This is a genomic window from Amycolatopsis sp. NPDC039088 (assembly GCF_055598845.1).
Genome location: NZ_JBVKAE010000017.1, coordinates 66615 through 85155, shown reverse-complemented (window position 1 = coordinate 85155; position 18541 = coordinate 66615). Strand labels below are relative to the sequence as shown.

The following is an 18541-nucleotide window of genomic DNA, read 5'->3' as shown; positions in this document are numbered from 1 at the left end:
GGGGGGGCAGGTGTTTTTGCTCGGCCCCAGGAGAAACAAAAGACCACCTCTGGGGGGCAAAAGGAGGGTCCTGTCAAAAAAAAAATTTGCCAGGAAAGGCCCCTTCATTGCACTACCGAGACTCGCTACTGTCCCGAAGCGCTCTTAACGAACTTCGCCAGGTCCTTCGACTGTCGCACCCGAGACTCCTCGTGCACGTACATCATGTGCCCGGCCGGATAATACGCCGTGTCGATGTTCTCCCGCAGCTCCTCGGGAATCTGCAAGCGCGCCAACACATGCTCTGAAGCGAAGTAAGGCGTAGCGCCGTCATAGTGACCGAAAGCGACATGAACGCGCAAATGCGGATTCGCGCGCATCGCCGAGGCGAGAGAGTCCACAGAGGACACGGAGCGACCCTCGAAGTCGGAGTACGACCAGGCCTTGAAGACGTCCGTCGACAAGACCTCGTACGGAAGGTCGTTCTCGTAACCCAGCTCGGCCCGCACGTAGTGGTTGAGGCCGCTCGCGTAGGCGCCGATGATCCGTGAGATCGACGGGTCGTCGCTCATGTGCTCGCGGCCGCCGTCGGGTTCCCAGGTGGTGAACCGGCCGTCCATCCGGCCGACGGTGAGACCCTTGTCCCGCAGTAGTTCCGTGAAGAATCGGACATGTTCGATCCGCAGGTTCACCCGGTCTACATAGGACTCACTGAGACCTGTGAGTGAAGCGAGTGTCGCCACGGCTTCGGCGCGATCCTGTGTGGACAGACGCGCGCCGCGCGCGAGGGCCCAGGGGAGTTCCTTGGCCGCGAAATCCTCGGCGTCCGCGAGGACGTCGTCGAGCGGGCGTTCGCCGTGGAGACCGTGGTAGTGCGCGATCGCCGCGTACGTCGGCACGTAGAGCGTGTACGGCAGGTCGTTGCCCTCGGTGAACCGCAGGGTGCCCAGGTCGAGCACGGAGGAGATCAGGAGCAGCCCGTTGAGGTACATCCCGTGGCGTTCCTGCAGATGCGCCGCCAGACCGGCCGCGCGGAGCGTCCCGTAAGACTCGCCCGCCAGGAACTTCGGCGAAAGCCAGCGCTGTTTGCGCGAGACCCACAGCCGGATGATCTCGCCGATGGACTCGATGTCGGCGGTGTACCCGTGGTACTCCTTGGCCTTCTCACCGTCCACCGCGCGCGAGTAGCCGGTCGACACCGGGTCGATGAACACCAGGTCGCTGTGCGCGAGCAGGGTTTCCTGGTTGTCGGTCAGGCCGTAGGGCGGCGCGACCGGGTCGTCGACGTCGCCGGACAGCACACGCCGCGGGCCGAGCAGGCCCATGTGCAGCCAGACGCTCGCCGAACCGGGCCCGCCGTTGAACGCGAACGTGACCGGGCGAGTGCCGGGCTCCGCGTCGTCGAGGGTGTACGCGGTCAGGAACACCTCGGCCTTGGCCTTGTGGCCTTCGGACTTGCCGTCGGTGATGACCTCCTTCCGCAGCACGATCCGCCCGGTCTGGGCCGTGTACGCGAGCTTCCGGCGTTTGAGCGTCAGCGTGTGCTTCGTGGTGACCAGGTCGTCGATCGGCTCGACCTTGGTTTCCACCGACGGGGTGTCCTTCTCGTCGGTGGCCTTCTCATCGGGATTGGTGTCCGGCATGGTCCCAACTTACTGGCAGTCTGTACGGGTGGACATCGTCACGGCGCATGATCGCCCGAACACCGCCGCCGAAGCGGTCGGAATCCAGGAAACCCTGCGTGGCCTGGTCGAACTCGAGGATCGCTGTCCACAAGAGATCCTCACGGTCACCGGTCTGGACGTCGCCTACGACGAGGAGAGCGGCCTCATCGCGGCTGCCGCGGTCACCCTCGAAACCTCCGGATTCCGCGTCGTGGAAGAGCGAACCGTCGTTTCCGAGGTTTCGTTCCCGTACGAACCGGGCCTTTTCGCCTTCCGGGAGCTGCCGCCACTGCTCGACGCCCTCCGCGCGCTCGAACACACTCCCGATCTCCTGGTCTGCGACGGCCACGGGCTGGCTCATCCACGCCGATTCGGACTGGCGTGCCACGTCGGCGTCGTGACCGGCTTGCCGGCCATCGGGGTCGGCAAGACCCGGTTCATCGGCGAACACGACGAGCCGGGCCGGGAGCGCGGCGCCCGGACGCCGCTGCTGGACGTCGGCGACGTCGTCGGCGCCGTCCTGCGTACCCAGGACGGCGTGAAGCCCCTCTATGTCTCCGTCGGCCACATGATCTCGCTGGACAACGCGTGCCGCCAGGTGCTGCGGCTGTGCCCGGCGTTCCGGCAGCCCGAGACGACCCGCCTCGCCGACCGCCTCTGCCGCGACGCCTTGAAGGAGGCGCTATGAGGTTCCCTTCGATCGCCGAGCTCGACGCCGAGGTCGTCGGCTGCCGCGCTTGCCCGCGGCTGGTCGCGTGGCGCGAGGAGATCGCCGTGGTCAAGCGTGCGGCCTTCGCCGGCGAGACCTATTGGGCCCGGCCGGTGCCCGGATTCGGCCCGCCGGACGCGTCACTGGCGATCGTCGGGCTCGCTCCGTCAGCCCATGGCGCGAACCGGACCGGTCGCATGTTCACCGGCGACCCCTCCGGTGACGTTCTCTTCAAGGCGCTTCACCGGGTCGGGGTCGCCTCGCAGCCCACATCGACCCACCTGGGTGACGGTCTCGAACTGCGCGGGACCAGGATGGTCTCCCCGGTCCGCTGCGCGCCGCCCGCCAACAAGCCGACACCTGAGGAGCGGGACACCTGCCGATCGTGGCTCGCCGCCGAGCTCGCGTTGCTGAGGCCGACGTTGAAGGCCGTCGTGGTCCTCGGCGCGTTCGGCTGGCAGGCGCTGCTGCCGGTCCTCGCGGAGGCTGGCTGGCCGGTGCCCGCGCCACGCCCGAAATTCGGGCACGGCGCCGAGGCGAGCCTCGGCGACCTGCGCCTTTTCGGCTGTTACCACGTGTCGCAGCGCAATGTCCAGACCGGCCGCCTGACGCTTGACATGGTGTGCGACGTGCTGACCGCCGCGACCTCGGTGGCCGGCCTCAACTGAATCGGTGCGGAAGCGGTGGCGACGCTGGTCACAGCCGGATGGGGTCTACGAGCGATCTCAGCAGATGGGTGCGACTATAGAAATATGGCTGGTGTTAAGTCGGAACCGACGCGGATCCTCGTCCTTGGTGGTGGATACGTCGGGCTCTACACGGCGTACGGGCTCCAGAAGATGCTCCGGGCCAACGAAGCGTCCGTGACGGTCGTTGATCCGCAGCCGCACATGACCTATGCCCCCTTCCTGCCCGAGGCGGCGGCCGGTGCGATCGAACCGCGGCACGTGGTCGTGCCGCTGCGGCGCGTGCTCAAGCGCTGCCACGTGCTCACCGCGCGTGTGACGAAGATCGAGCACGAGCGCAAGGCCGTCACGGTCGAAGCCGCCGACGGGCACGTCGAGCAGCTGAACTACGACGTCCTCGTGGTCGCGCTCGGCGCCGTGGCGCGCATCCTGCCGATCCCGGGCCTGGTCGAGGAAGGCATCGCCTTCAAGACCATCGGTGAGGCGATCTACCTGCGCAACCACGTCATGACGAAGCTCGACGAGGCCGCCAGCACGCTCGATCCCGAGCAGCGCAAGCGACTGCTGACGTTCACCGTCGTCGGCGGCGGCTTCGCCGGTATCGAGGCGCTCGCCGAGCTCGAGGACATGACTCGCTTCGCGGTGGAGAACTACTACCCGAACCTCAAGGTCGAAGACATCCGCTGGGTGCTCGTCGAGGCCGCCGGGCGGATCCTTCCCGAGGTGCGCGAGACGCTCGGTGTGTACACCGTTGAGCAGCTCGAGAAGCGCGGCATCGAAGTCTATTTGTCGACAGCGGCGAAATCGTTCGAAAACGGCCACGTCGTGCTCTCGGACGGCACCGAATTCGACACCGACACGATCATCTGGACCGCCGGTGTGAAGGCGAACCCGGTGCTCGCCAGCTCGGACCTGCCGCTGGACAAGCGCGGTCGCGTCGAGGCCACCGCCGCGATGCAGGTCGTCGGGCACCCCGACGTCTGGACCGCCGGTGACAACGCCGCCGTGCCGGACCTCTCGCGCACCGAGCAGGACCCGACCGCGACCTGCCCGCCGAACGCGCAGCACGCCGTTCGCCAGGCGCGTCTGCTGGCGAAGAACATCATCAAGGTGATCCGCGGCGGCAAGCCGAAGGACTACTACCACAAGAACCTGGGTGCGGTGGCCAGCCTCGGCCTGCACAAGGGTGTCGCCGACGCGCTGAACCTGAAGATCAAGGGCTTCCCGGCCTGGCTCTTCCACCGCGCGTACCACCTCAAGGCGATGCCGACGTGGAACCGCAAGATCCGCATCCTGTTCGACTGGATGCTCGGCGGCCTGTTCCGGCGCGAGGTCATCTCGCTCGGCCAGATCAACAACCCGCGCGAGGAATTCGACAGGCTCTCGAAGTCCTGAGGTCGTAGCTTGCCGTGAAGGCCTCCTTCCCTACCTTGAGCGTAGGGAAGGAGGCCTTCACGGCGTTTAAGGTGAGCCGGTGCAGGCCTTCCGGAAGTCCGTCCCCGCCGTGCCGCTCGCCACCGGTCTGACTCCGGCCGACCTGGCCAAGCATGTCCTGGAGAGGATCGAGCGCGACAACGCGCACGCCCGCTCCCGAAAGAGGCGTTTCCGGTGGCGCGCCGTGTCGATCAGGCTGCTGATACTGGCGCTCTCGGCGGTGTCCACGATCATTCTCGGCCTGCAGAACCTCAACGGCTGGACCGGTGTGGCGTTCGCTCTCGTGGCCGTGACGACCGTGGTCGGCGCGCTCGAGCCCTTCTTCGCCTGGAGGTCCCTGTGGGTCCTGATGGAGGAGGTCCAGTTCCGGCTCTATCGGCTACGCGACGAACTCAGCTTCTACATCGCGTCGACCCCGCCCGAACGGATCGATCCCCGCCTGATCAACGAGAAGTTCGAGGAGTACCAAGCAGTTTGGAACGAGCTCGGTCTTCGGTGGCTCGAGTATCGGCGTACCGAAGCGGCGAACTGAAGGCCATCGCTTAGGCTGTCGGTGCCCCGGTAGCCCAACTGGCAGAGGCAGTCGACTTAAAATCGACCCAGTGCGGGTTCGATCCCCGTCCGGGGCACCACACGTTCCGCTCTGTGGACGTGCTGGTCCGGGTGCATGGCTGCTGCTCACAATGATCCGCATGACCGGAAGCGGCCTGACCGACGAAGCCACCTACGACCGCACACGACTCACGCAGTGGCGGGCGGGGGAGGCGCGAGGTGACGGGTTGTCGCGGCGCACGTTGCTTCGGCTGACGGCCGGTGGCGGGCTCGCGTTGGCGGCGTTCGGATCGTTGCCCTGGGGGACGGCGTCGGCGGCCGCGCCGATCGTGAAACCCTTGCCGCCGGAGTTCTTCGAGGTCTACGGCACCAACGCGGAAACGCGCTGGGAGGCGCTGAGCGGGCAAGGCTATCTGACGCCGATCGACCGGTTCTTCGTCCGTAACCACACCTCGACCCCGCTGATCGACGCACGCTCGTGGCGGCTGAAGCTGTTCGGCACCGGATTGCGCGGAGCACCGACAGCGGACCGGCCGGTCGAGTTCACCTACGCCGACTTGCTCCGATTGCCTTCGGAGACCATCACCTCCGCCATCGAGTGCGCGGGCAATGGCCGGAGTTTCTTCACCAGCCAGCAAGGGCAGACGGTGTCCGGTACGGCGTGGAAACTCGGCGCGATCGGGGTCGCGCGCTGGCGTGGCGTCCGTTTGGCCACCGTGCTCGCCAAGGCGGGGCTGACGCGGCACGCGGTGGATGTGCTGCCAGAGGGACTGGACGCCGACTACGTCACCGCGGGGGTCAACTTGGGAAAGGTGCGCCGCCCGCTGCCGGTCGCGAAGGCGTTGCAGGATGTGTTGCTGGCGTACGAAATGAACGGGCGGCCACTGCCGCCGGACCACGGTCATCCGGTGCGGCTCGTCGTGCCGTCGTGGGTGGGGATCTCGTCGATCAAATGGCTGGGGCGTATCGAAGTTTCGGAAACGCCGCTGTTTTCACCGTGGAACACGCAGTACTACCGGTTGCTCGGGCCCGGCTACCCGGCGGACGGCACGGTCGTGACGCGGCAGGTGGTCAAGAGCGCCTTCGAACTGCCATGGAACGCCGAGTTCGCGGGCGGCGCCAGGCAGGTACTGCGCGGCCGGTCATGGTCGGGAAACGGCCGGATCCGGCGCGTCGAAGTGAACACCGGTGACGGCTGGCGGCAGGCGAAATTCGTTGGAGCGGCGGCGGATCGCGGGTGGCAACGCTGGGAAATCGCTTGGCGTCCAGGTGTTTCCGGCGCGTACATCCTGCGGGCGAGGGCCACGGACATCACCGGCGTCACCCAGCCGGACGTCACTCCGCACAACACACAGGGCTACCTTTTCGACGCTGTCGTGCGGCATCCGGTGCGGGTGGTGTGAGATGACGCAGTCAGTCGTGGTGACCGGGGAACCGACCGTCGAACTGACCTTGGCCTTGCGAGTCAGCACCGACTCCGAGCACGCCGCCGCGATCACCGCACGCCTGCTTGAGTCCTTTGAGGACACTGTCGGAATGACTTTGACGGCGCGCACTTTCCACGATGACAAGGTCGTCGAACTCGCCGGACGACGTCGTCGCATCGGCGGCCCCGCGCAACCCCTGCGCATCGAGCCCGACTCACGGCGAGTACTGCTGTGCGGAGAGGTACTGGAGTTCACCAGGCTGGAGTTCGATCTCCTGCTGTTCCTGAGCCGGAATCCGGACCGCGTTTTCGACCGCGGCACCCTGATGGCGCAGGTGTGGGGGCTGAGCGGCGGCAACGGGCGGACGGTGGACGTCCATATCCGCAAGATCCGCGGCAAACTCGAACCCGTGCTGGCGCCCATCACGACCGTGCGCGGAGTCGGTTACCGGTTCGACGGAGCCGGACAGGTGTTCATCGCGGACTGAGCGGCGATCTCAGTACGACAGTCACTCACTCGGGTTGCTCTTGGTCACGTTGCGATGACGGGAAACCTCCTGCGGTAACACAACGCCACTTTTTCTCGAACTGTCAGGCACTCGGCTGGTGCGCGGCCTCCTTAGCGGTCGCACTCGACCTCTTGGAGATGTCTGACATGTACACCCCGCAACCACCATCACCCGCTCCCTTGGCCTACGCGACTCCGCGGCCCACGAAGTTCGCGGGACTCGCCTGGACCGGGCTCATCCTCGGCATCGTCGGTGTCGTCGGCTCACCGATCATCTTCTTCAACAACCTCACCGCCGTGGTCGCCGGTGTCGGGTTCGTCCTCGGCGTGATCGCGCTTTTCGGCTCGAAGAAGATCCTCGCGGCCATCGGTGTCGTGCTGTGTGTGCTTGCCGTCGTCTTCACGGTCATCGCCCAGGGAGCGGCGGTGAAGGAACTGAACGAGAAGTTCGGCCTGCCCGAAACGGACAAGAAGGCGAGCGGCCAGACGTACGCGGTGGGCGAAACGCATCGCGGCACCGCCGTGGACATCACCGTCGCGGATCCGAAGGCCTTCACCACGAGTGAATACGCGGCTCCGGCCCAGAAGGCCAAGGCGACGAGTTATCAGGTGACGGTCGTCAACCACTCCGACAAGCCGTGGTCCGCCGCGATGCTGCTCGTCCAGGCCACGATGGGCAACACCAGTGCCGAGCAGGTCTTCGACACCGAAGCGGGCCTCGGCGGGTCACCGAGCCAGGATGTCCTGCCGGGTAAGGAACTCACGTTCCGGGTCGGCTTCGTCGATGCTCCGGGGGACGTGACGATCCAGGTCGGCACGGTGACCGACGACAAGGTGTATTTCGTCCAGAAGCGCTGATGGGGCGGATTCCCGCGCAGACTGAACGCTGGCTCATCGCCCGGCAAAGTCGCGATGCCAAGATGGAGCCGTGACTCCCACCTACGTTCTCGTGCACGGTTCCAGCAGCGGCTCGTTCACCTGGGGCCCGCTGCAACGCGAGCTCGCCCTGCTCGGCCACCGCGCGCTGGCCGTCGATCTGCCTGGCCACGGCTTCGGCGCCGCTTTCCTGGCGGCTTACCAGGCGCCCCAGGACCTCGAAGCGCTCGCCACGGCGCCTTCGAAGATGACTGACGTAACTCCCGCCGAAGCCGTCGAGCATGTAGTGGACATGGTGCGCCGGGCCGCCGAGCACGGGCCGGTCATCCTGGTGGGGCACAGCCGCGGTGGTGCCACGCTCACCGGGGTCGGCAACGCCGTCCCGGAACTGATCGACCGGATCGTCTACATCTCCGCGTGGTGTTGCGTCGACGCGACCATAGGCGAATACATGCAGGGTCCCGAGTACGCGGGCAGCGCGCTCAACGACGTCGGCGCGGTCGTCGTCGCCGACCCCGCGGCGCTCGGCGCGCTCCGGATGAACTGGCGTACCGCCGATCCCGAGCTGCTGGCCGCGTTGAAGATCGCGATGCTCGAGGACGGCACCGAGCAGGAGTTTCTCGCCTACCTCAACACTCTCGAGCCGGACGAGAGCCTCGACGCGGGTACCGAACGCGCCGACGCCGCCACGTGGGGCCGGATCCCGCGCACCTACATCAGGCTCACCGAGGACCGGTCGTTGCCGATCGCGCTGCAGGACCGCTTCATCAAGGAGGCGGACGCACTCACCCCGGACAACCCGACCGACGCGCGCTCGGTCGAGAGCAGTCACGTGGGGTTCCTGATCCGGCCGCGGGAGGTCGCGGACATTCTCGCCGGACTCGCCTGACGCCGTCGCCCGCACGGGTATTGTTCCGCCGGGGGGAGGAGGAGAACCAAGTATCGTGGCGGGCGGACAGTTCACCAAAGGGCATCTGATCACTTTGCTGATCAGTTCCGCGATCGGCGTGGGATTCGGTGCCGGGTGGTGGTTTTTCGGCGCTTCCTCAGTCTCCAGTGGAGCGACGCCGCTGGTCGGTTCGGGTGTCGTCGTGGTTCTCGGACTGGTCGGCTGGCTGATTCTGACAGCGCGGCGGGGTGCCGGGCTGCCGCCGGGCGGCGGCCGGGAGGAAAGCCCGTTCGGTAAGCAGTACGGCATCGCCGTGTTGCTGATGCTGGTGGGGATCTTCGCGGGGGCGAGGGTGCTTTCGGCGGTCTTCGAACTTCCCGAAGCCGTGCCCGCGTGGGTGCTTTTCGTGGTGGGCTTGCACTTCCTGCCCTTCGCGAAGCTGTTCGGGTCACGGCGTTTCCTCGTGTTGAGTGCCGCGTTGTGCGTCGCCGCTGTGCTCGCGGTCGTCCTCGCGGTCGCGGGATGGAAGGCGGCTTGGCAGCTCGTGCCGGGTTTCGGCGGCGCCGTGATCCTCTGGGTGACCGTCGCGGCGGGGCTGCTCGACGCGGGCCGTCAGGGAGCGACAAGCCCGGCTTCGTAGGCGAAGATCGTCAGCTGGACCCGGTTGGTCGCGTCGAGTTTCGCGAAGATCCGGGTGATGTGGGTCTTCACCGTCGCCTCGCTCAGGTGCAGTGCCGCGCCGATCTCGGCGTTGGTCCCGCCTTGGGCGACGGCGGTGACGATCTCTCGTTCTCGTTCGGTCAGGGTGGCCAGCCCGGCCTGTGCGCGGTGCCGTCGCGGACTCATCCTGTTCGCGACGAAGTGGCCGATGAGTTTCCGTGTCGTCCTCGGCGACAACATCGCCTCCCCGGCCGCGACCACGCGCACCGCGTCGATGATCTCCTGCGGCGAACCCTCTTTCAGCAGGAACCCGCTGGCACCCGCGCCAAGCGCGTCGAAGACGTACTCGTCGAGGTCGTAAGTGGTCAGCACGAGGACTTTCGGTGGATTGACCAGCGCGGTGACGGCGGCTGTCGCGGCGAGACCGTTCATCCGCCGCATCCTGATGTCCATCAGCACGACGTCGGGAGCGTGCATGGTCACCTTCGGCACGGCCTCGTCCCCGTCGCCCGCTTCCGCGACGACCCGGATGTCGTCGGTGCTGGACAGGATCATCGACAAACCGGTTCGCACGAGGGGGTCGTCATCGACGAGCAGCACTCGTAGTGGACGCTGGTTCACCCGGTCAGGTTAGTGGTGTCCCCACGGCAGCCAAGCCCGGACGGCGAAGGTGCGCTCTTCGGTCGGTCCGGCGCTGACGTTCCCGCCGATCAGGGTGACGCGTTCGCCGATGCCCGTGAGCCCGGTGCCCGCGCTCGGCGGCTTCCCCGCGGCGACCGTCGCGGGCAGCGGATTGACGACTTCGACGACGAGCCCGTGCCCCGGTCCGCCGCGAACCGAAACCTCGGCCGTGGCACCAGGTGCGTGCTTCAGGATGTTGGTCATAGATTCCTGGACGATCCGGTACGCGGTCGTACCGAGCAACGCCGGCGCACCACCCGCGTCGTCGAGCAGGATCGTCACGTTGACACCCAGCCCCGCCCCGCGGGCGTTGGCGACCAGTTCGGGGATGTCCGCCAACGTCGGCTGTGGCGGTTCGGGGTGTGGCCCGGTCTCGCCGTTTTCGGTGAAACCCTGGCCGTCGCGCAGGACACCGATGACCTGACGCAGATCTTCGAGTGACTGGCGTGCGGTCGTGCGAACGGTTTTCGCCGCTTCGGACGTCGCGGCGCCTTTGCTGACTTCGAGCGCGCCCGCCTGCAGTGACAACAGGGAAAGCCGGTGCCCGAGGACGTCGTGCATCTCGCGCGCGATGCGCGTGCGTTCCGCCCGACGGGTCATTTCGGCGCGGAGTTCCTCTTCTTTGGCCTCGCGGACCGCGAGCGTGTCCTGCATTCCGCGGACGACTCCCACGGTGAGCGGCACGGCCGTCATCACGACGGCGACCGTCAGTGTCCCCATCAGCTGCACGGCGGAGAATTGCTTGCCGACGATCTGTCCGGCGACGGTCACGTCGGGATGGCGGTTGGCGTCACCGAACAACGCCCACGCCGTGGCGAGGTAGACCAGTACGGACCCGATCCACAGGAGCCGGTCGCGGCGGTGCGCGGCCAAGGCGGCGAGTGCGACCAACGCGGCCAGGGCGTCGGAGCGGAAGCAAAGTGGTGGCACCAAGGCGATGACGAGGACGAGTTCCGGCCATTTGTGCCGCCAGCAGAGCATGACCGCCGCCGCGATCCCGGTGAAGAACCCGAGCGTGGACCACCAGGTCGGGTCGAAAGATTTCGTCGCCGGAAGGTACCCCTGTGCACTGAAGACGAAGATGCTGCTGATCACGCACGCCGCGACCGCCACCACGGTGAGCACCACACCGAGCACACGCCTTCCCATGCGCAGAGCGTACGCAAACCCGCCTGGTCGCCCGCATCAGCGGAACAGGTTCTTCCAGGAGCACGGGTTACGACTTTCGTCGTAACGGTTCGAGCGTCGAGGACGACGCGGCCACCTTCCGATCGCTGGTTGTATGCCGCCTCGTTCATCCGTTCTGAAAGGAAAACCCGTGACCCAGCAAACCCCCCACACGCCGGCCCCGCAGGCCCCCGCCGCCCCGATGCCGCCCCGCAACGGCATCGGCGTCACGGGCTTCGTCCTCGGCCTGGTGGGGCTGGTCTTCTCCCCGATCCCGTTCGTCGGCGTCATCGCCTGGCCGCTGGTGATCCTCGGCCTGATCTTCTCGATCATCGGTCTCGTCCGCGTCAAGAACGGGAAGGCCTCCAACAAGGGGCTCTCCATCACCGGTATCGCGCTGTCCGCGCTCGGGCTCGTGGTGTGCGTGGTGTGGATCTTCGTGTTCAACGCGGCCGTGGACGAGGTCAACAACGAGCTCAACCGCACCGCGAAGGTGTCTTACGAAATCACTGGGGATGCCGCGAACGTCGAGGTCATCTACGGCGAGGTGCTCAACCCCGTCACCGAAACGGTTCCGGCGCTGCCGTGGCACAAGGAAGTCGAGAACAAGGGTGTGTACAAGGGCGGCACGCTGACCGTCACCACGGGTGAGACCGGTGGCTCGGTCAGCTGCAAGATCACCGTCGACGGCGCGGTGGTTTCGACCAAGACCGCTTCCGGCGAATTCGCCACGGCCGCCTGCACCGGGGTGTGACGGTCGGACCGTGAAAGGCCTCCTTCGCCATTCTCGGGGTGGCGAGGAGGCCTTCGCGATTGCGGCATGATGCGGACATGACCGAGTCCGCGCATCCGTTCGCCCCGCCCGCCCACGAACGCCGCTGGATCGAAACCGTCACCGAACTGGCGAAAGGCTTCGCCGCGACGGCGGCAGACTTCGACGATACGGCCGAGTTGCCCATCGCCAACCTCCGCGCCTTGCACGCGACCGGTCTCGACAGGGCGACGTTGCCCGCTGAGTTCGGCGGCGAGGACCTGAGTTATCGGGCTTACGGCGAGATCGTCCGGATCCTCAGCGCCGCGTGTTCCTCGACCGCGTGCGTCTGGGTGATGCACATCGGCGCCGCCGTCGGGCTGGTCCAGCTGTCCGCTCCCGAAGTGGGCCGCTTCTATGCCGGGGAACTCATCGACGGCAAACGCTTCGCCAACGCGCTGTCGGAACCGAGCAGCGGGAACATGTTCCTGATGCCGCAACAGGTCGCCGAGCCCGTCGACGGCGGATTCCGGCTCACCGGCGCCAAGCGGTTCGTTTCCGGCTGCGAAGCCGCCGATCACTTCCTGGTCAACGCGCTCGTCGACGGCGCGCCCACCTTCTTCGGCGTCGCTCCGGACGACACGATGACGTTCGTGCCCATCTGGGACACGATGGGACTGCGGGCAAGTCGCAGCCAGCTCGTCTCGTTCGAAGGCACGGTCCTGCGGGAGGACCGCCGGTGTCCACCCTCGACCGAGCGGCGCCCGAACCACATCGGGGCGGGACTCGCGTTCCTGTCACTGGGGATAGCCGACGCGGCGGAGGAGGCGCTGATCACGCACTCCCGTAGCCGCGTCATTCCCATGACCGGGCAATCGCTCGCCGAAATGCAATGGCTGCAGTTCGAGGTGGCGGACGTGCACACCCGCCTCGACGCCGCGCGCATGTACGCCCGGAACATGGCGTGGCTGGCGGATCAGAACTCGCCGGAATTCCTGCCCGCGACGATGACCGCGAAGGTGCTCGCGAACGACATCGCCCGCGACGTCGCCCAGCTGGCGTTGAAAGCGGGAGGTGGCTCGGGTTTTCTGCGCACTTCGCCGATTCAGCGCCTCTTTCGGGACGCGCAGGCGGGCGGGTTGATGGCCTATTCAGCCGAAGTCTGCAAGGACCGGATCGGGAAGACGGTGCTCCTGCCGCAGGACTGACCTTTCCGATGGCCGGCCGGGTGACGTCAAGCCCGGCCGGTCCCGCCGAAACGGGTCAGCAGCAGCCGGTGCCGCAGTCGCAGTCGCACCAGTCGTCGTTCCGCATGGTCATCCACCTCCTCCCTCAGGTCCGTGGTCAGGCGGGCACCACGCGCCGGGCAGCGGATCGGCGCATTTCTCGCCGGACATCCCGGACAGCATGGAAGTGAGTTCGGCGTGCAGGGCGCCGAGCCGGGTCATCTCCGCTTCGATTTCGGCGAGATGGCGTTCCAGCATGGTTTCGGCGGGTTCACACGGGCAGACCCCGGTGTCGCGCACGCTCAGCAGGTCGCCGATCTCCGTCAGCGTCAGCCCGAGCCGCTGGGTGCCGCGGATGAACCGCAATCTGTCGATGACGTCCTCGTCGTAGCGCCGATGTGCCCCGGACGTCCGTGCCGGTGTGGGCAGGAGGCCGATGCGCTCGTAATAGCGCACGGTGTCCGGTCGTACACCGGCGCGAGAGGTCACCTGGGACATGGTCAGCGCCGTCAGCGCCGTCGTCGCTTCGGTTCGCATGTACCGAGGGTAGAACCTGGACCCGGCTCCAGAATCAAGCGCGAATTTTCGTGGGGGCTCACGAGGAGAAGACGACGGCGTGCCGCGGCCGCATCATCGGAAAGGGTGGAAACGGCGAGAGGACGGCACGGTGACTGACTTCCGGTACGTGATCAGGGACCTCACCACGGAAGGCGAACAGGTCGACGCCCTGGTGTCCGATCTGGACGACACGGGCTGGGCTTTGCCCACGCCCGCGGCGGGGTGGTCGGTCAAGCATCAGATCGCACATCTTTCCTTCATTTTCAAGATCGCCGGACTGTCCGCGGCCGAGCCGCGGAAGTTCGCCGAACTCGCGAAGACCTCGATGGCGCGCGGTTTCGACGCCGCCGTCAACGCGGCCCTCGACGACTACCTCGGCGACCCCAACGAGGTCCTGCTGAGCCGATGGCGTGCCGAACGCGACGCCGGCATCAAGGCACTCGCCGCGGTCCCGGCGGACCAGGTCGTGCCGTGGCTGGTCAATCCGCTGCCGCCGGCCATCCTCGCCTGCGCGGGAATGATGGAGCTGTTCGCACACGGCCAGGATGTCGCGGACGCGCTCGGAGTGCGCCCGGAGCGGACCGACCGGCTCGCGTACCTCGTCGGTTTCGCCGTCCGGGTGCGGGACTTCGGTTACGAAGCACGGGGGCTGACGCCGCCGGAGCAGGAGTTCCGCTTCGAGATCACCTCGCCGTCCGGGCAACTGTGGACGTTCGGCCCCGAGGACTCACGGCAGCGGATCACCGGGAGCGCGGAGGACTTCTGCCTCCTGGTCACGCGGCGCCGTCACCGCGACGACCTCGACGTCCGTGCCGAAGGCGCGCTGGCGGACCACTGGCTGGACATCGCGCAGGCGTACCGCGGCCCCGCGGGCGACGGGCGGAAGCCGGGGCAGTTCGACCGCTGAGAACCGCGTCACTTCCGCGATGATTACGCATCATGGAAGTCGCGGCGGGCTCCGCTCGGTGCGATCGTCGGTGCACACGGGGTCTAGGAGGCGATCGTGACGAGGGTGTGGTTGATCAGGCACGGGGAAAGCGAGTCGAACGCCGGCCTTCCCGGTGGCGAGCCAGGTGCTTCGGCGCTGACCGAGCTGGGCAGGCGGCAGGCCGCCGAAGTCGCCGGATCCTTCGACGAACCGCCACGGTTGATCGTGGCGTCGCCGTTTCTGCGGGCCCGGCAGACCGCGGAGCCGACGATCGAGCGGTTCCCCGCCGCGGACCGCGAGGAGTGGCCTGTCCAGGAGTTCACCTTTCTCGGCGAACTCCATGGACAGGTCACCACCACCGCCATCCGGAGGCCGTACACCGAGGCGTACTGGGACCGGGCCGACCCACACCACGCGGTGAACGGCGCGGAATCCTTCGCCGGGCTCTTCACCCGGACACAGGAATTCCTGGCCCGGCTGGGCGAACGGGAACCCGGGCCGATCGCCGTCTTCACGCACGGACTCTTCATCCGCGCGGTCATGTGGTCGTTGCTGACCGGGATCACCACCCCGGACAGCGAGGCCATGCGCGGATTCCGCACGTTCGCCGACACCTACCTCGTACCGAACGGCAACATCACCGAGCTGCGGTACACGCCGGGCAAGCGGATTCCCCGGGTCGTGGTCCCGCTGGCTTCCCGGTTCGCCGACCGCTAAGGCTTCAACCGCAGCTGAAGCTCGTTCACCCCGGTCATGTTCGGGCTGGGGATGAACGACGGCGGTACGGCGGGATCGGTACGCAGATCCGGGAACCGGTCCAACAGGATGTTGAGCGCCGTCTTGCCTTCCAGCCTCGCCAGCGGAGCCCCGATGCAGAAGTGGATTCCGCGGCCGAAGGCCAGATGGGGGTTGTGCGCCCTGGCCGGATCGAAGGTTCCCGGATCCGTGAACGTGCGCGGATCCCGATTCGCGGCCGCGACCCAGATGGCGAGCATGCTGTCCGCCGGAATCGTCTGGCCGCCGAGTTCGACCTCGGTCATCGTGGCGCGGGCGACGAGCGCGAACGGGCTGAGGAAGCGCAGTGATTCCTCGATCGTCGCGGGCAGCAGCGCACGGTCCTGGCGGACGCGCCGGTACTCGTCCGGATGGGAATCCAGGCACAACACCGTGTTCCCGAGCAGCATCGTGGTGGTGATGTGCCCGGCGAGCAGCAGGACGTTCGCGAAGTTGACGACCTCGTTCTGCGAGAGCTTTTCGCCGTCGACCTCGGCTTCGACGAGTTTGGTCAGTAGATCTTCGCGCGGATTCCGCCGCCGGTCGTCGACGTGCTCGCCGAGGTAGTTCACCAGGTTCTTCAGTTGCCCGACCGTTTCGGCGGAGGCTTTCTTGTCCTCCTCGGTCTGCGTGATCAGTGACCGCTGCTGGCTGTTGTTCAGCAACGTGTCGACCCATTCCTTGAACAGCTCGCGGTCGCTCGCCGGGATACCGAGCAGTTCGGCGATGACGATCACCGGCAGCGGATAGGCCAGATTCGTCACCAATTCCATCGAGTCCTCGCCGTCGACGACGTCGAGGAGTTCGTTCGTCAACGCGGCGATGCGCGGTTCGAGGTCCGCGACGACCTTCGGTGTGAAGGCGTGACTCACCAGTGTGCGCAACTTCTTGTGGTCCGGCGGGTCCATCTGCAGCAGGTTGCCGTCGACGAACAGGTCCTTGTCCGGCGCCAGCTCCTGGGGGACCAGGCGGGCGGTGTCGGAGGAGAAAACCTTCGGATCGCTCAGGGTCTTCAGCGCCTCGGCGTGGCCGTAGACGTTCCACATGCCCGTGTCGGGGTCGAAACGCACCGGATCGGCCGGGAATTCACCGCGAAGCCAGAACTGGCTTTCGTGGACTCCCCAGTTTTCGGCGAGTGTGGTCATGGCGTGCCCCCTTCTTCTCGAGTGAAGGAGCTCGGATCAGACGGGCTCCTCGGCTCCGTCCTGCCGGTAGATCCAGGCGCGATAGGTCGAAATCAGATCCTGGAACGCCTGGGTCACTTCGGCCGCGGTGGCGGCCAAGTTCGCCGGGGACGGTTCTTCCGGCGGCTCGAACGCCGACCGGATGATGTGCGCGAGGGCATCGGCCTTCTCCTCGGGTGTGAGGCCGGTGCTCTCAGGGATGAAGCTGTCCATCAGGTAGAACCCCAGCGCCGAGGCTCGCAGGGAATACAGCAGGTTCGGGACGTCGCGCAGCAGACCCCGGTCGATCATCGTCTTCAGGTACCGCTCGGTCACGACGGCGTCCTGATCCTGCAGGGGATGTTTCTTCAACCGGCCCAGCAGTTCGGTGTTGCCGGTGATGAGCGCGCCGAGCAAAGGATTCCGTTGGGTGTGCAGGAAGGTCGCCCGCTGGAACCGATGGGGGAGTACCTCCGCCGGATCCTCGGCCAGCCCTTCGAGAAGCGCTTCGGCGGCTCGGAGGGATTCACGCAGGAGCAACGCTTGGAAAAGATTCTCCTTGGCGCGCCAGTGCAGGTAGATCGTGCCCTTCCCGATGCCCGCCTGGTTCGCGATGTCCTCGATGGTCACCTTGCGATAGCCCAGCCGCGTCAGCAGGACGCCGGCCGCGTCGAGAATGCGATCGGCGCGGCCGGCGGTGCGGTCCGGACGTTCTGCCACGTACGCTCCCAGTCTCTGACTTTGTGACCAGGTTTGCTCATCTGGTCATCCGGTCAGTCAGACCGTAGCGCCACACAGGCCGGCCCGGCAAGGAAATAGACGATTCTTTAACGCAGACGGTGGGCGAGGAAGAAGCTCCAGATGACCGGTGTCGCGTCGATGACCGTGGGGGTGGAGGAGTCGTTGTTCGGTGCCGTGCTCGGCCAGACGTGCCCGGCGCCTTCGACCCGGTAATGCTGGAGGGAGCAGCCGAGCCACCGTTGGACGGTGACGTCGGTTTTCGGCGAGTACTGGACCGGGTGAGGGAAACAGCCGTTTCGGTCTGCCCAGCCGGCGAGCCAGTCCGGCAGCGTCGGCAGGCCCTTGGCGGGATTCCCGGTGTAGGGAATCGTCATGTCGGCCGTGCCGTGAAAGTCGAGAATCGGTGCCGGACGCGATGGGGCGCACTTCCCGCCCTGCGGGTAGAACGCCCCGGCGACCGGGGCGAACGCCGCGATCCTGCCTGGCATCCGGCAGGCGAGGACGCCGACGAACCCACCGCCGTTCGATTTGCCCGTCGCGTAGATCCGGCGCGAGTCGACGCACAGGTCTCGCTGGAGCGCGTCCAGCAGGTCGCTCGTGAAGAGCACGTCGTCGGCGGCCGCCGAATAGGGTGCGCCGGTCCAGGCCGACTCGCCGTCGGTACCTGGAAGTCCCTGCGGGTAAACGGAAATCGCGTCATACGCGGAGAAGCCGGACAGTTCCTCCTGGTACTTCGATGTCCGCTTGTGCCCGTGGAACGACAACACCAGCGGATACGGCCGCGACGACTGGTACCGCGCGGGAACGTGGACCGTGTACTCGCGGGCCAGACCACCGGACGCCAGAGTCCGCAGCGTCGTCACTCCCGCCGGGACCGGCGAAGGACGGGCGCAGCCGGTGGTCGGTACCGGACGATCGATCGATGACGGCGCTCCTGACGCCACCGGCGCGACGAGCAGGCTCAATCCGGCCGCGGTGGCGGCTATCAGCGCGAGACGGCGTAAGTACTTCGTGGGACCAGGCACGCGATCCTCCTTGATCGGGCGGCGGGGCGGTGATCAGGGTCACTCCCGGCGCCGACCTGGTCAGCATTGTGTTCATTGAGTTTTCGGACCTCTTCGCGGACAGCCCGCCCGGTTCGCCGCGCTGGACGACCGCAGACGACCACC

General features: G+C 66.8%; 20 protein-coding genes and 1 tRNA gene. 14 read left to right on the top strand and 7 right to left on the bottom strand.

The genetic code is table 11. The features are described from left to right. Positions 1-125: 125 nt before the first annotated feature. Positions 126-1622 carry a S10 family peptidase gene (locus ACZ7KI_RS22355; protein ID WP_470275036.1) on the bottom strand — a complete coding sequence of 499 codons (1497 nt, stop codon included), beginning with the start codon at positions 1620-1622 and terminating at the stop codon, positions 126-128. Between the two features lie 28 nt (positions 1623-1650). Between ACZ7KI_RS22355 and ACZ7KI_RS22350 the strand changes: the two genes are divergently transcribed. The 10 genes from ACZ7KI_RS22350 to ACZ7KI_RS22305 all read left to right on the top strand — a co-directional run bounded on the left by ACZ7KI_RS22350 (position 1651) and on the right by ACZ7KI_RS22305 (position 9363). Continuing rightward, positions 1651-2331, top strand: coding sequence for an endonuclease V (locus ACZ7KI_RS22350; protein ID WP_470275035.1), 681 nt, complete (start codon positions 1651-1653; stop codon positions 2329-2331). Continuing rightward, positions 2328-3020, top strand: coding sequence for a uracil-DNA glycosylase (locus ACZ7KI_RS22345; RefSeq protein WP_470275034.1), 693 nt, complete (start codon positions 2328-2330; stop codon positions 3018-3020). The genes ACZ7KI_RS22350 and ACZ7KI_RS22345 overlap by 4 nt, the downstream gene beginning before the upstream one ends. 84 nt (positions 3021-3104) lie before the next feature. After that, the gene (locus ACZ7KI_RS22340; protein WP_007028829.1) at positions 3105-4433 is read left to right on the top strand and encodes an NAD(P)/FAD-dependent oxidoreductase; all 1329 of its coding nucleotides are present in this window, start codon (positions 3105-3107) and stop codon (positions 4431-4433) included. 79 nt (positions 4434-4512) lie between these two features. Beyond that, positions 4513-5004, top strand: a complete 492-nt coding sequence (locus ACZ7KI_RS22335) for an SLATT domain-containing protein (protein WP_470275033.1) — start codon at positions 4513-4515, stop codon at positions 5002-5004. A 23-nt stretch (positions 5005-5027) separates the two neighbouring features. Continuing rightward, positions 5028-5104, top strand: a tRNA-Leu gene (locus tag ACZ7KI_RS22330). 60 nt (positions 5105-5164) lie between these two features. Next, positions 5165-6427 (top strand): sulfite oxidase, encoded by a 1263-nt coding sequence (locus tag ACZ7KI_RS22325; RefSeq protein ID WP_470275032.1) that lies wholly within the window; start codon positions 5165-5167, stop codon positions 6425-6427. Between the two features lies 1 nt (position 6428). After that, positions 6429-6938, top strand: coding sequence for a winged helix-turn-helix domain-containing protein (locus ACZ7KI_RS22320; RefSeq protein WP_470275031.1), 510 nt, complete (start codon positions 6429-6431; stop codon positions 6936-6938). A 158-nt stretch (positions 6939-7096) separates the two neighbouring features. After that, the gene (locus ACZ7KI_RS22315; protein WP_470275030.1) at positions 7097-7816 is read left to right on the top strand and encodes a hypothetical protein; all 720 of its coding nucleotides are present in this window, start codon (positions 7097-7099) and stop codon (positions 7814-7816) included. A 70-nt stretch (positions 7817-7886) separates the two neighbouring features. Continuing rightward, on the top strand, positions 7887-8723 hold the full coding sequence (locus ACZ7KI_RS22310; RefSeq protein WP_470275029.1) for an alpha/beta fold hydrolase: 837 nt from the start codon (positions 7887-7889) through the stop codon (positions 8721-8723). Between the two features lie 55 nt (positions 8724-8778). Next, positions 8779-9363 (top strand): DUF7010 family protein, encoded by a 585-nt coding sequence (locus ACZ7KI_RS22305; RefSeq protein ID WP_470275028.1) that lies wholly within the window; start codon positions 8779-8781, stop codon positions 9361-9363. On the opposite strand, the gene ACZ7KI_RS22300 is transcribed toward ACZ7KI_RS22305, so the two are convergent. Next, positions 9336-9983, bottom strand: a complete 648-nt coding sequence (locus ACZ7KI_RS22300) for a response regulator (RefSeq protein ID WP_470275127.1) — start codon at positions 9981-9983, stop codon at positions 9336-9338. The two genes, ACZ7KI_RS22305 and ACZ7KI_RS22300, sit on opposite strands and share 28 nt — an antisense overlap. 30 nt (positions 9984-10013) lie before the next feature. After that, positions 10014-11213: a sensor histidine kinase gene (locus ACZ7KI_RS22295; protein ID WP_470275027.1), complete on the bottom strand. Its 1200-nt coding sequence runs from the start codon at positions 11211-11213 to the stop codon at positions 10014-10016. Between the two features lie 220 nt (positions 11214-11433). Here ACZ7KI_RS22295 and ACZ7KI_RS22290 point away from each other — a divergent pair, with 220 nt between their 5' ends. Both ACZ7KI_RS22290 and ACZ7KI_RS22285 read left to right on the top strand, forming a co-directional pair. Continuing rightward, complete coding sequence (locus ACZ7KI_RS22290) at positions 11434-11985, top strand: DUF4190 domain-containing protein (RefSeq protein WP_470275126.1); 552 nt, start codon at positions 11434-11436, stop codon at positions 11983-11985. A gap of 77 nt (positions 11986-12062) precedes the next feature. Further along, on the top strand, positions 12063-13190 hold the full coding sequence (locus ACZ7KI_RS22285; protein WP_470275026.1) for an acyl-CoA dehydrogenase family protein: 1128 nt from the start codon (positions 12063-12065) through the stop codon (positions 13188-13190). Positions 13191-13298: 108 nt separating this feature from the next. Here ACZ7KI_RS22285 and ACZ7KI_RS22280 read toward each other — a convergent pair whose 3' ends face one another. After that, positions 13299-13745, bottom strand: a complete 447-nt coding sequence (locus ACZ7KI_RS22280; RefSeq protein WP_470275025.1) for a heavy metal-responsive transcriptional regulator — start codon at positions 13743-13745, stop codon at positions 13299-13301. 130 nt (positions 13746-13875) lie between these two features. Between ACZ7KI_RS22280 and ACZ7KI_RS22275 the strand changes: the two genes are divergently transcribed. Both ACZ7KI_RS22275 and ACZ7KI_RS22270 read left to right on the top strand, forming a co-directional pair. Further along, complete coding sequence (locus tag ACZ7KI_RS22275; protein ID WP_470275024.1) at positions 13876-14673, top strand: TIGR03084 family metal-binding protein; 798 nt, start codon at positions 13876-13878, stop codon at positions 14671-14673. Between the two features lie 96 nt (positions 14674-14769). After that, positions 14770-15411: a histidine phosphatase family protein gene (locus ACZ7KI_RS22270; RefSeq protein ID WP_470275023.1), complete on the top strand. Its 642-nt coding sequence runs from the start codon at positions 14770-14772 to the stop codon at positions 15409-15411. On the opposite strand, the gene ACZ7KI_RS22265 is transcribed toward ACZ7KI_RS22270, so the two are convergent. The 3 genes from ACZ7KI_RS22265 to ACZ7KI_RS22255 all read right to left on the bottom strand — a co-directional run bounded on the left by ACZ7KI_RS22265 (position 15408) and on the right by ACZ7KI_RS22255 (position 18397). Then, on the bottom strand, positions 15408-16613 hold the full coding sequence (locus ACZ7KI_RS22265; RefSeq protein WP_470275022.1) for a cytochrome P450: 1206 nt from the start codon (positions 16611-16613) through the stop codon (positions 15408-15410). The two genes, ACZ7KI_RS22270 and ACZ7KI_RS22265, sit on opposite strands and share 4 nt — an antisense overlap. A 36-nt stretch (positions 16614-16649) precedes the next feature. Then, entirely contained in the window at positions 16650-17351 is a 702-nt protein-coding gene (locus tag ACZ7KI_RS22260; RefSeq protein ID WP_470275021.1) for a TetR/AcrR family transcriptional regulator, read from the bottom strand. A gap of 107 nt (positions 17352-17458) precedes the next feature. Further along, positions 17459-18397 (bottom strand): CE1 family esterase, encoded by a 939-nt coding sequence (locus ACZ7KI_RS22255; protein ID WP_470275020.1) that lies wholly within the window; start codon positions 18395-18397, stop codon positions 17459-17461. Positions 18398-18541 lie beyond the last annotated feature (144 nt).

What these genes read in the sequence shown, in the direction of transcription:
- ACZ7KI_RS22355 (WP_470275036.1), bottom strand. Translation starts at nt 1,622, where the DNA reads ATGCCGGACACCAATCCCGATGAGAAGGCCACCGACGAGAAGGACACC.
- ACZ7KI_RS22345 (WP_470275034.1), top strand. Translation starts at nt 2,328, where the DNA reads ATGAGGTTCCCTTCGATCGCCGAGCTCGACGCCGAGGTCGTCGGCTGC.
- ACZ7KI_RS22340 (WP_007028829.1), top strand. Translation starts at nt 3,105, where the DNA reads ATGGCTGGTGTTAAGTCGGAACCGACGCGGATCCTCGTCCTTGGTGGT.
- ACZ7KI_RS22325 (WP_470275032.1), top strand. Translation starts at nt 5,165, where the DNA reads ATGACCGGAAGCGGCCTGACCGACGAAGCCACCTACGACCGCACACGA.
- ACZ7KI_RS22320 (WP_470275031.1), top strand. Translation starts at nt 6,429, where the DNA reads ATGACGCAGTCAGTCGTGGTGACCGGGGAACCGACCGTCGAACTGACC.
- ACZ7KI_RS22315 (WP_470275030.1), top strand. Translation starts at nt 7,097, where the DNA reads ATGTCTGACATGTACACCCCGCAACCACCATCACCCGCTCCCTTGGCC.
- ACZ7KI_RS22295 (WP_470275027.1), bottom strand. Translation starts at nt 11,213, where the DNA reads ATGGGAAGGCGTGTGCTCGGTGTGGTGCTCACCGTGGTGGCGGTCGCG.
- ACZ7KI_RS22290 (WP_470275126.1), top strand. Translation starts at nt 11,434, where the DNA reads ATGCCGCCCCGCAACGGCATCGGCGTCACGGGCTTCGTCCTCGGCCTG.
- ACZ7KI_RS22285 (WP_470275026.1), top strand. Translation starts at nt 12,063, where the DNA reads ATGACCGAGTCCGCGCATCCGTTCGCCCCGCCCGCCCACGAACGCCGC.
- ACZ7KI_RS22280 (WP_470275025.1), bottom strand. Translation starts at nt 13,745, where the DNA reads ATGCGAACCGAAGCGACGACGGCGCTGACGGCGCTGACCATGTCCCAG.
- ACZ7KI_RS22265 (WP_470275022.1), bottom strand. Translation starts at nt 16,613, where the DNA reads ATGACCACACTCGCCGAAAACTGGGGAGTCCACGAAAGCCAGTTCTGG.